The 11546-nt window shown below is 71.3% G+C and carries 7 protein-coding genes; 2 read left to right on the top strand and 5 right to left on the bottom strand.

The genetic code is table 11. The annotated features are described in order from the left end of the window. Positions 1 to 413 precede the first annotated feature (413 nt). The 4 genes from ACW9TB_RS34570 to ACW9TB_RS34555 all read right to left on the bottom strand — a co-directional run bounded on the left by ACW9TB_RS34570 (position 414) and on the right by ACW9TB_RS34555 (position 7788). On the bottom strand, positions 414 to 998 hold the full coding sequence (locus tag ACW9TB_RS34570) for a DUF305 domain-containing protein (RefSeq protein ID WP_472752319.1): 585 nt from the start codon (positions 996 to 998) through the stop codon (positions 414 to 416). Between the two features lie 165 nt (positions 999 to 1163). Further along, positions 1164 to 3494 carry an AbfB domain-containing protein gene (locus ACW9TB_RS34565; RefSeq protein ID WP_472752318.1) on the bottom strand — a complete coding sequence of 777 codons (2331 nt, stop codon included), beginning with the start codon at positions 3492 to 3494 and terminating at the stop codon, positions 1164 to 1166. Between the two features lie 542 nt (positions 3495 to 4036). After that, positions 4037 to 5920: an ABC transporter ATP-binding protein gene (locus ACW9TB_RS34560; protein ID WP_472752317.1), complete on the bottom strand. Its 1884-nt coding sequence runs from the start codon at positions 5918 to 5920 to the stop codon at positions 4037 to 4039. Positions 5921 to 5922: 2 nt separating this feature from the next. After that, positions 5923 to 7788, bottom strand: a complete 1866-nt coding sequence (locus ACW9TB_RS34555; protein WP_472752316.1) for an ABC transporter ATP-binding protein — start codon at positions 7786 to 7788, stop codon at positions 5923 to 5925. 370 nt (positions 7789 to 8158) lie between these two features. Here ACW9TB_RS34555 and ACW9TB_RS34550 point away from each other — a divergent pair, with 370 nt between their 5' ends. Both ACW9TB_RS34550 and ACW9TB_RS34545 read left to right on the top strand, forming a co-directional pair. Next, positions 8159 to 8965, top strand: coding sequence for a UTRA domain-containing protein (locus ACW9TB_RS34550; RefSeq protein WP_472752315.1), 807 nt, complete (start codon positions 8159 to 8161; stop codon positions 8963 to 8965). 239 nt (positions 8966 to 9204) lie between these two features. Further along, positions 9205 to 10461 carry an MFS transporter gene (locus ACW9TB_RS34545; protein WP_472752314.1) on the top strand — a complete coding sequence of 419 codons (1257 nt, stop codon included), beginning with the start codon at positions 9205 to 9207 and terminating at the stop codon, positions 10459 to 10461. A gap of 55 nt (positions 10462 to 10516) precedes the next feature. On the opposite strand, the gene ACW9TB_RS34540 is transcribed toward ACW9TB_RS34545, so the two are convergent. Next, entirely contained in the window at positions 10517 to 11479 is a 963-nt protein-coding gene (locus ACW9TB_RS34540; RefSeq protein ID WP_472752313.1) for an endonuclease/exonuclease/phosphatase family protein, read from the bottom strand. Positions 11480 to 11546 lie beyond the last annotated feature (67 nt).

Below are 11546 nucleotides of genomic sequence, written 5' to 3'. Positions count from 1 at the left end.
CAATGGGGGTTGGGCGGCGTGCCGCCGTACCGGCGACGACCAGGATCACGTAGGGGGCGGCGTCGGCGGTCCGCTGCGGGGGCCCGGCACCCTGCGGCCGGAAGCCGAGTGCCTCGGCCGCGCCGAACACGGTGACCGCGCGGCCTCGGGATGCCGCGCCGTCGCAGTCCCGAGCGGGTACGGCGCAGTCATCAGGATACTGCGATCTTCAGGAGAAGAGTGAGGGGCGTCAGAGGTGACCGGGGTCCAAGCGCCGGTCCCAGCTCGGCCAAGGCGGGCAGGCCATCCGGGGACACGTACCTGGCTTCCCTCTCGGGGCGTTTCCTGTCACAACCGCATGGTTTGGCAGGAGATGTCCTGAGACGCCTTCCCGTGAGACGTCCGTACGGCGCGTGCCGCGTACCCGGCCCGCCTCAGGCGAGCTTCTTGCCGATCTCGGTGATCTGGGCGCGCTGCTCGGTGACCATCTTCTCCGCCAGATGGGTGGTGGGCTGGTGCCTGCCCAGCGCGATCGCGACCTGGGCCATCTGCACGCCGCTGTTGAGATGCTTGCCCAGCACGCTCAGCCACAGCTTGTCGAAGGCGGCACCCGACCGTCCCTCCAGGGACGAGATCTGGGTGGCGGACAGCATGCCCGGCATGGTGTGCGTGGCGTGGTCGCCCTCCGGGGGTACCTCGACCTTCCACGACCGCAGCCAGCCGGACATCAGGTCGATGTCGGCGGACTCCTTCTCCTTGATCTTCGCGGCGAGGTCGCGCACGTACGGGTTCTCGCTCCGGCCGGACACCAGGTCGGCGAGCTGGATCGTCTGGCGGTGGTGGGGGATCATCTCCTGGGAGAAACGGACGTCGGCGTCGGCCCGATCCCCGGCTAACCCGACCGCCTGGACGGTGGTTCCGGTGGGCACGGCCGCTGACGAGCACCCGGCGACCAGTATGGCGGAGACCAGCAAGGTGGCGGTCAGAGACCGTCGTTTGCGCGACCGCCGGGTGCTCATCGAGATCACTGCCCCTTTCCTGCGGGCGAGAGGACCATTCGTGCCGTTCCGTCCAGAGATACGCGGGCATCGTTTCCGGGGTTCAGGGTCGGTCGGAAATCGTGTGCCGGAAATCCCGGACGCCGTACTCCGGTTCAGGTGGGTTCCGGCGTGGAACCCGGAGGGTCAGGGGGCCCAGGGGGCGCTGACGGCCCAGGTGGTGTCGGCCAGGTAGGCGGCCGTGCTGTCCCAGGGGTGCGAGCCGCCGTTGCCCGCGATGTACACCTCCTCGGCGATGTGGCGCAGGTAGGTGCCGGGGACGTTGTACGACGACAGCCGCAGCGCGCCGGGCGGTCCCTCGGCGCAGAACGTCGCGTCGGCCCTGAACAGCGCCGAGCCGTCGTTGGGGTCCTTGCGCACCCGGAAGTCCCGGTGGCGCAGGAAGTGGCCGGGGAAGTTGCGCGACTCGAACGAGTAGCAGCTCCCCTCCGCCAGGCCCGGCCGTACCAGGAAGGTCGAGTCCTGCCTGAGCACGGCGTCGCTGCCCGAGCCGACCACGTCGGTCCTGGCCAGGTCGGCCTGGTGGCGCAGGTACCGGTCGGTGTAGCCCGGCGTGGTGACCCGCAGCGAGACGGCCGCGCCGGACGTCAGGGGACGCGTCCCTCTGGACAGGGCGATGAGCGCCTGCTGTGCGGTCCTGATCCGGCCGACGTCGACCTTCACCACCTGGCGGTCGTAGGTGTAGAGGCCGTTGAGCTCGTTCTCCACGTCGGTGATCTGGGTGTAGATCGCCGCGGACAGGCCGAACCTGGTCATCCGGGTCTGGACCCCGCCGAGCATGTTGAGGTACCCGGCCGTCACGTCGTTGGTGTCGGAGGAGGCCACCGGGGTCCAGGTGTGACCCTGCAACTGCTTGCGGATGCCGCCGTACTCCCCGAGCACCGCGGCCCGGGTGGCGCTCGGCTGCTGGGGGCTGCCGGGACCCGGATAGATGTGGTCGTCGATGACGTCGCCGTTGCCGCCGTCCCAGCCGCAGCAGTTGGACCCGGAGTTGTTGTTGACCAGCCTGGACGGGTCGAGGCTCTTGACGAGGTCGGCGTTGGCCGCCGGTTCGTACTCGCCCCAGCCCTCGTTGAACGGGACCCACATCACGATCGACGTGGTGCTGCGCAGCTGGTCGATCATGCGGCGCATCTCGGCCTCGTGGTACTGCCTGCCGAGGGTGTCGGAGGATCCGGACGGCATGTCCTGCCAGACGAGGAGCCCCAGCCGGTCGGCCCAGTAGTACCAGCGCTGCGGCTCGACCTTGATGTGCTTGCGTACGGTGTTGAACCCCATGTCCTTGTGGGCCTGGAGGTCGAACCTGAGCGCGGCGTCGGTGGGCGCGGTGTGGATGCCGTCGGGCCAGAAGCCCTGGTCGAGGGTGCCCATCTGGAACACGTACGAGCCGTTGAGCACCGGCCGCAGCACCCCGCCGACCGAGGCCAGCCCGATCGAGCGCATCCCGCTGTAGCCGCCGACCGTGTCGACGACCGTGGCGCCGCTCACGAGCTCCACCCTGAGGTCGTACAGGAACGGGTCGTCGGGGCTCCACAGGCGCGCGTTGGGGATCGCGACCCGGATCTCCGCGCCGACGGCCCCGGAGGCCGTACCCACGACGGCGCCTCCGGCGGAGGCGGTCACCCGCGCGGTGTGGCCGCCGGTCCCCGCCCCCCTGACGACGACGCGCAGCTGCCCGGCGGGCACGTCGGGGGTGATGTCCAGCCGGGTGACGTGCGCGGCGGGGGTCGGCTCCAGCCAGACCGTCTGCCAGATGCCGGACGTGGCGGTGTAGAAGATGGCGCTCGGGTTGAGCGTCTGCTTGCCGACCACCTGCGAGCCGCCGGTCGCGTCGTAGACCGAGACGACGACGGTGTTGACGCCACCGTTGAGCAGGGGCGTGATGTCGTGGCGGAAGGAGTCGTAGCCGCCGGTGTGGACGGGGCCCGCCTGGGTGCCGTTGACCCACACGGTGGTCTGCCAGTCGACGGCGCCGAAGTTCAGCTGGACCCGCTTCCCGCTCCAGCCCGCCGGGACGGTGAAGGTACGCCGGTACCAGAGCCGGTCATTGCCGGTGATCTTGCGCATGATTCCGGACAGTGCCGACTCTGCGGGGTAGGGCACCCGGATCTGCTCGGTCCAGGTGGACGGCTGCCCCGCGTCGCGGCCGGTGACGGCGAAGTCCCAGATCCCGTTGAGGTTCTGCCAGTCGGGCCTGGTCAGCTGCGGGCGGGGATACTCCGGCAGCGGGTTGTTCACCGGGACCTGCGAGGTCCAGGGGGTGCTCAGCGGCGGGGTCTTCGGCGCCCAGGCGGCCACGGCGGTGCCAGCGGTGCCAGCGGTGCCGCCGGTGCCGCCCGAGGTCGTCGAGGTCGCGGCGGCCGGCCGGAACGGGAGGCCGCCCAGCGCGAGGACCAGCAGGGCGGCCACCAGGACGGCGACACACCGGGGTGAGAAGGGCATGGGGGTACGCGACATGGCTACTCCGAGGGGGTGTCCCGGGCGTTCGGCGAGATCGGCGGCCCGGTGAGATGTCGTTAACCACGTTGATACATTCAATGACAAATAGCGTCAATATCGGATCGAATTCGATCGTTATGGATCGGTGGTCGCGGACGCGTCGCGCTGACCTGGACTGAGCGGAGCCTTCTGCGCGCCGGAGGGGAGCGAGCCGCCTCACCGGTCGGTTCCGGTCGCCCGCCGACACGCGCTCGGCGACCGAGCCGTTTGCCGCCGGGTCCTGTGCCGATGGAGTCTTTCGCCGACGGGCCGTCCGGCGTCAGGCCGGTCGCCGAGCGTGCCGCTTGTCGCCAGGCCGGTTGCCGCCACCGGTTGCCGACGAGGCGTTTGGCGAGCGGATCGTTTGCCGTCTGGCCGGTTGCCGCCGGGGCCTTTGCCGACGGGCCCGGCCCCCGCGCCGCCCTGATGGGAGACGACGCGGGGGCCGGGACCCGGAGAGAGGGCCGGGCGCGGAACGCGGGAGTACGGAGCCGTCCCGGCCGCCGGACAGGTCAGCCGGGTCAGCCGTTCTGGTCCCGGTGGTCGGAGATGCTGTCGAGCCAGGCGCGGTGCAGGTCGGCGTAGCGGCCCGCCCTCCCGATGAGCTCGCCGGGAGGGCCGTCCTCCATGATCCTGCCGCCGTCCATCACCAGCACCCGGTCGGCGATCTCGACGGTCGACAGGCGGTGCGCGATGATCAGAGCCGTCCGGTCCGCGAGGACCGTCCGCATCGCCCGCTGCACCAGCCGCTCGCTGGAGACGTCCAGGCTGGACGTCGCCTCGTCGAGGATCAGCACCGCCGGGTCGGCGAGGAACGCCCTGGCGAACGCCACCAGCTGCCGCTGCCCGGCCGACAACCGGCCGCCGTGCTTGCCGACCTGGGTGTCGTACCCCTCGGGAAGCGCGGAGACGAACGCGTCGGCGCCGATCGAGCGGGCCGCCGCCACGACGTCGGCCATGCTCGCGCCCGGCCGGCCGAACCTGATGTTGTCCGCCACCGACCCGCTGAAAAGGAAGTTCTCCTGGGTGACCAGGACGACCGCGTCGTGCCGCGTCTCCTCGCCGAGGTCGCGCAGATCGACCCCGTCCAGCAGCACCCGCCCCGCCACCGGGTCGTAGAACCTGGAGACCAGCTTCGCGAGCGTGGTCTTGCCCGCTCCCGTGGTGCCGACCAGCGCCACGGTCTGCCCGGCGGGGACCACCAGGTCCAGCCGGGGCAGCACGGGGGTGCCGTCCAGGTAGGAGAACTCCACGTCCTGGAACTCGATCCTGCCGCGTGGCCGTTCCAGCGTCACCGGCTCGTCGGGCTCGGCCACCACGGGACGCTCCTGCAGCACGCCGGAGAGCTTCTCCAGCGCGGCCCCGGCGGACTGGAACGTATTGTAAAACTGCGAAATTTCTTGCATCGGCTCGTAGAACTGTCGCAGGTAGAGCAGGAAGGCGGCCAGCACGCCCACCGTCACCTCGCCCTGGATCGCGAGCGTGCCACCGTAGAACAGGACGGCCGCGACCGTCACGTTCCCGATCAGCTTGACGCCCGGGGAGAAGATCGCGATCAGGTGCATGCTCCGCAGGTTGGCGTCGCGGTAGTCGACGTTCAACTGGGAGAAGATGGCCTGGTTGCGGGGTTCCCCGCGGAACGCCTGGACCGCGCGCATTCCGGCCATCGACTCCACGAAGTGGACGATCACCAGGGCCACGGTCTCCCGGGTCCTGCGGTAGGTGATGCTCGACTGCCGCCGGAACCAGCCGGTGAACAGGATCAGGACCGGCAGCGGCAGCAGCGCGACCACGCCGAGGTGGACGTCCAGGACGAGCAGCAGGACCGCCGTGCCGACCAGCGTCAGCACGGCGGTGACGAGGTCGTCGAAACCCGACTGCAGCATCTCGGAGATGGCGTCGATGTCCGAGGTGAGCCGGGAGACGACCCGGCCCGAGGTGTAGTCCTCGTGGAACGACAGCGACAGCCGCTGGAAGTGGACGAACACCCGCCGCCGCAGCTCCAGCAGGATGCCCTGCCCGATGCGCCCGGCCATCCTGAGGAATATCCGCCGGGTCACCAGCTGGACGACCGCCGCCGCCAGGATCGCCGCGACGACCGTCACCAGCGTCCGAGGCCCCTCACCCGCGACCATCGGCGGGATGCCCGCGTCGATGCCCACCTTGACCAGGTAGGGGATGGCGAGCGAGGCGACGTTGCAGGTCACGATGATCGCGACGAGCAGGAGGATCTCCCTGCGGTACGGACGCAGCAGGTCGCCGAGCAGCCGCCTGGACCTGTCGCGCAGCAGGAACGACACCTGCGCCGACAGCTCGTCCTGGTTCTCCGCCGCGACTCCCCGCCACTCCAGCACCCCGGCGCCGGAAGCCCCAGAGGACGCGGGAGGCCCGGAAGGTTCGGTCACGCTCACAGCCGTGCCTCCTCCGCGTCCGGGTCCGCCGACAGCAGCGCGCGATACTCGGGCACGCCCGCCATGAGCTCGTGGTGCTCGCCGACGTGCGCGATCGTGCCGTCGAGCAGCAGGGCCACCCTGTCGGCGAGGAGCACGGTGGAGGCCCGGTGGGCGACGACGATCCCGGTCGCCTCCCGCAGCACGTGCCGGAGCGCCTCCTCCACCAGCGCCTCGGTCTCGACGTCCAGGGCCGACAGCGTGTCGTCCAGCACCAGGATCCCGGGACGGCTGAGAACCGCGCGGGCCAGCGCGAGCCGCTGGCGCTGGCCGCCGGACAGGGACATGCCCTGCTCGCCGATCCTGGTCTCCAGCCCCCACGGCAGCGCGTGGACGAACCCGGCCTGGGCGATCCGCAGCGCCTGCGCGATCTCCTCCTCGCTCGCGTCGTGCCGTCCCAGCGTGAGGTTCTCCCTGACGCTCATCGAGAACAGCGTCGGTTCCTCGAAGGCCGTGGCGACCAGCGAGCGCAGCGTGGGCAGCGGCAGGTCGCGGACGTCGACCCCGTCGATGGTGACCCGGCCCGCGCTGACGTCGTGCAGCCTCGGCACCAGGGAGGTCAGCGTGGTCTTGCCGGAACCCGTCGCGCCCACGACCGCCACCGTCTCTCCCGGCCGTACCTCCAGCCAGACGTCGTGGAGCACCGGTCTCTCGTCGCCGGGGAAGGTGAACCCGGCCCCCTCGAAGCGCAGGTGTCCCCGGGGTCGTTCGATCGCGCCGGTGCCCCCGACGATCTCCGGCTTGGTGTCGAGCACCTCCATCACCCGGTCCGCCGCGGTCATCGCCTCCTGGCCCATCGTCAGGATGAAGCCGAGCGCGGAGACGGGCCAGACCAGCTGCAGCATCAGGGTGGCGAAGGCCACCAGCGTGCCCAGCGTCAGCGTGCCGGAGCCGACCGCCAGGGCGCCGAGCAGCAGCACGAGCGCGAGGGTGATGTTCGGGATCACCTCTAGGAAGGTGAAGAACCTGGCCGACAGGCGGACCTTCTCCATTGAGGTGCCGTAGACCTTCAGCGCTCCCTCCTCGAAGACGCCGGAGACGTACGGGCCCCGGCCGAACGCCTTGATCGTACGGATGCCCGCCGCCGACTCCTCGACGACCGTGGCGAGGTCGCCCTGCTCGTCCTGGACCCGGCGGGAGATGGTGATGTACTCGCGCTCGAAGCGCAGGGTGGTGACCACGATCGGCACCGCCGAGGCGACGACCAGCAGCCCGAGCGGCCAGTACATGTGGAGCAGCAGCCCGGTCACCGTCACGATCTGGACGGTGGTCAGGACGAGGAAGAGCAGGCCGAAGCCGAGGAAGCGCCGGATCGTCGACAGGTCGGTCGTCGCCCGGGACAGCAGCTGGCCCGACTGCCAGGAGGCGTGGAACCCCATCGGCAGCCGCTGGAGGTGGCCGTAGAGGTCGTCGCGGATGCTGGTCTCCAGGCCGAGGACGGCGGGGGCGAGCAGCCACCGCCTCAGGAAGACGAGCAGCGCCTCCAGCGCGCCCAGGCCCAGGGCGAGCAGCGCAAGGGGTGGCACGGCCCCGGCGTCGCCCCGGGCGACGGGGCCGTCGATGATCTCCTTGCCGATCAGCGGGATGGCGATGCCGATCGCGACCGCGGTGAAGGACAGCACCCAGATGGCGGCCAGGCGGGCGACGTGCGGGCGGAGGTAGGACTTCAGCCGCCACAGGGAGCCCGCTCCGGCCCGGCGCGCGGGGAGGGACCGCGAGGCCGGGGACGACGGGGACGCTGTGGTGCTGGCCGAAGTGTCTGTGTTGTCGGTATTGTCGGCGTTGTTGGCACTGGCTGTGGTGGTTCCGGTGTCAGGGGGCATCGGCAGGCGGCACGCTCCTCACGGTGTTCTGACGGGGTGAGAGCCGTCCGGGGCAGGGCAGGCCGGAACGCCATCCCCTCTCAACCGGTCTCACCCGTGCCACCGCTCCCGGTGGCCGCCCCGTCGGATCACCGCCACCCGCGTGACACGGGCGACCCTCCAGTTTCCGCACCCCGGTACGGCGTCGGCAACTGATTTGACGGTCGGCATGCTGTAACCGGCAGGCCAGAGTGCCCGTTGACCGCGAATCCCCTCCCGGAGTAAACGGCCCGCGTCTCGTTTTCGGCCCGCTGAGACGGGCACTGTCGCGGCGCCGAAATAGGGGGACTAAAATTTTCGGTGGTGTCGAGCGCGAGGAGGCGGCCCCCCGATGGATCTGAAGACGTTGCACGACGTCTCCGAGCTGAGCGACCCTATCGAGCGCGCGCGGGTTCTGAGCCGTCTCATGACCGAGGAGCAGGGACTCGTCGCGGAGGCGGCGAAGATGCGCCGCCAGGCGATCGCCGAGGCCCGTGACGCCGGGATGAGCCTGGAGGAGATAGGGGCGAGCCTGGGCGTGTCCCCGGGCCGCATCTCCCAGATGAGGAAGGGCCCCGCGGCGCGCGCCCCCGAGGGACCCGCGGTCCGCGCGCCGAGGGTCCTGGTGCGGCGGGCGCTGCCGACCGATCCCGCCGTACGGGGTTCCGCGTCCCTGTTCCTCGCCGAGGCGGAGCGGCAGGGCGTCACGCCGGACCGCAGGATGCTCTACGTGGGCCCTGAACCGGCCGGTGAACACGTGGCCGCCTGCCTGCGTGTCGAACCCGGCGCCGAGGTGATCGCCCGCCGGAAGATGATGACGGCCGACGGGATCCCGGTGCGCGTCGCCACCAGTTACTTCCGGGCGGACCTGTTCGGCGGGACCCGCCTCGCCGAGCCCGGGTTCGTCGAACCGTCACTCCAGTCGGCGCTGATCGCCCTCGGCCACACCTTCGGCCACGCCGAGGAGAACCTGACGGCCCGCCCGCCGACGTCCTTCGAGTACGAGACCCTGGAGCTCGAACCGGGGGAGTGGGTCGTCCAGGTCCTTCGCGCCGGGTACTCCGACGAGGACACGCCCGTCCACGTCCTGGAGACCATCTGCGCCGCGAGCAGGCACATCTTCCCGATCGGCCAGGTCTCCGGGCACGACGAGTTCTGACCCGCCCCCGTCCGTTTTCCCGTCCGGTTTCCCGTCAGAAGTCCGAAGCCCGAAGAAGCCAGGAGATCCGGGAAAAGGTCAGAAAAAGGGGAGGCCGTGGCGGGCGGGGCGGTTGTAAGGTCGGCGGTATGACCTGGCGACATTGATCCTCAACGATCGGTCGGTCCGGCGCGAGCTGCCGTGGACCCCCGGAGATGCCGAGCATCCCGAGTCCGCACAGCCCCCGCGAGAAGGACCTCATGACCACTTCCTCTTCTCTTCGCGCGCCCGAAGGTCGTACGAAACGCCTGGCCGCGACGCTTTACGCCTACACCCTCCTTGATGAGTTCGTCCTGTTCTACCCGTTCTACGCGTTGTTGTTCGTGGACACGGGTCTGTCGACCGCCGAGATCTCCTCGCTCCTGGCGATCTGGTCGGTCACCTCCGTCGTGCTGGAGGTTCCCTCGGGGGTGTGGGCCGACGCCGTGTCGCGGCGTGCGCTGCTCGCCCTCGCGCCGCTGCTCGCCGCCGCGGGTTTCGGCCTGTGGGCCGTGGCCCCCTCCTACTGGGCGTTCGCCGTGGGCTTCGTGCTGTGGGGCGCCTCGGGCGCGCTGCAGTCGGGCGCGCTGGAGGCGCTCGTCTACACCGAGCTGGACCAGCTGGGCGCGACCGGCCGCTATGCCGCGATCATGGGTCGTACCCGCGCGATCGGTACGGGCGCCGCGATGGCGTCCATGGCCGTGGCCGCCCCGGTGTTCGCCCTGGGCGGCTACCCGCTGGTCGCGGTCGGCAGCGTCCTGGCGTGCGTGCTCGCCGCGGTGACCGCGCTCGCCTTCCCCGAGCATCGCGTACGCCCCGATGGGGACGGCGAGAACCCCGGTGAGGAGGAGCCGGAGGGGGGCTATGTCGCGATCCTGCGCGAGGGGCTGCGGGCGGCGCGCGCCGACCGGTCGACGCGCCGGGCGCTGCTGCTGGTCCCCGCGGTGACGGCCCTGTGGGGTTCGCTGGAGGAGTACACCCCGCTGCTCGCGATCGGCACCGGTGTCGCCACGCACGTCGTACCGCTCCTGGTGCTCCTGGTCTCGGTGGGGATCGCGGCCGGTGGCGTGCTCGCGGCGGCCGGGCGGAGTTTCACGGACCGGGAGTTCGCCGCGCTCCTCGCGTTCGGGGCGCTGGCGCTCGGCGCGGGCGCGGTCAGCGGCGTCGCGGCGGGGTTCGTCGCCCTCGCGGTGGCCTTCTGCGTCTTCCAGATGGCGAGCGTGCTGGCCGACGTGCGGTTGCAGGAGAGCATCACGGGCCGGGCCCGCGCCACCGTGACCTCGCTGGCCGGGCTCGGCACCGAGCTGGGCGCCGTCCTCGTCTACGGCGGCTACGCCGCGGCCTCGTCGGTGACCGGCGATGACGTGATCTTCGCCGTCTCCGCGGTGCCGTACGCCGTCCTCGCCCTCGTCCTGTTCCTCGGCGGGTCCCGCGCGCGGAGGGCCGCGACCGTCCGGACCTCGCTCGGCGACCCGTGAGACGGGCCGGTGGGGGCGGGTTCACGCCGGTCGGAGCCCGCCCCCGGCGCCGGGGTCAGCGTTTCGCGAAGCGGGGCAGGCCCAGCTCGGAGAAGACCGGGCGGTGGTCGGTGTACGGGAGGCGGTGGACGCCGAAGGTCCTGATCGCCATGCGCGAGTCGGCGAGCACGTGGTCGATCGTCACGCCGGGAACGGGCTCCCAGCCCTGCTGCGGCCAGGTGGCCGTCAGGCCGTGCCCGGTGACGTCGGCCGCGTCGCGGTAGCCGCTGTCGAGCAGGTCGCGGACCAGCCGGTGGTCGAGGGTGGCGTTGAAGTCCCCGGCGAGCACCCGCAGCTGCCCGCCCGCCCTGGGCAGCGCCCGCAGTCCCTGTTCCCAGCACGGGACCCTGTCGCCGTACCGGGGCGCGCAGGGGTGGACCGAGACGACCTCGATCGCGTGGCCGCTCGGGTGCTCGATCACCCCTCGCGCCTGCCGGAACCTGCCCAGCGCGATCAGCGGCCTCTCGGTGATGGGGTGCTTGGAGTAGATGCCCGAGCCCCACACGCCGTCGACCGCGCGGTCCACGGTGTGGGGCATGCGCTCGCGCAACCCGGCCGCCTCCAGACGGTCGCGGGCGGCCGGGGTGACCTCCTGGAGGGCGAGCACGTCCGGGTCGAGGGAGCGTACGAGCCTCATCAGGACGTCGGTGTCGCCCGCGCCGACGGCGAGGTTCGCGGCGAGCACCCGGAGCCGCCCCCCGTCGGCCGGGGGCTGGTCGTCGTCGCCGAAGTAGCGGGGGAGCACGGCCGTCGCCAGCGTCGCGCTCGTGACCAGGGCGAGGACCGCGGCCGTCCAGCGGCGCAGCCCCAGCGCCAGGAGCAGCGGGACCGTCGAGGCCGCCGCCACGTACGGCGTGAACGCCACCAGGGCGACCCACTGCCAGAGCGGGGTCCACCCGCCGATCCTGAGCACCGCCCAGGCCGCGAAGGGCAGCACCGCCAGCCAGACCAGCAGGCTCACCCATCTCGATCCGATCATGCCCCCGGAGCGTAACGGTTTCCTGTGCATTTTCGGTGGAGATTGACGGTTTTATCCGCCCAGCTGG

This window comes from Streptosporangium sp. H13245 (assembly GCF_055690525.1).
This window is presented reverse-complemented; position numbering and strand designations above follow the sequence as displayed.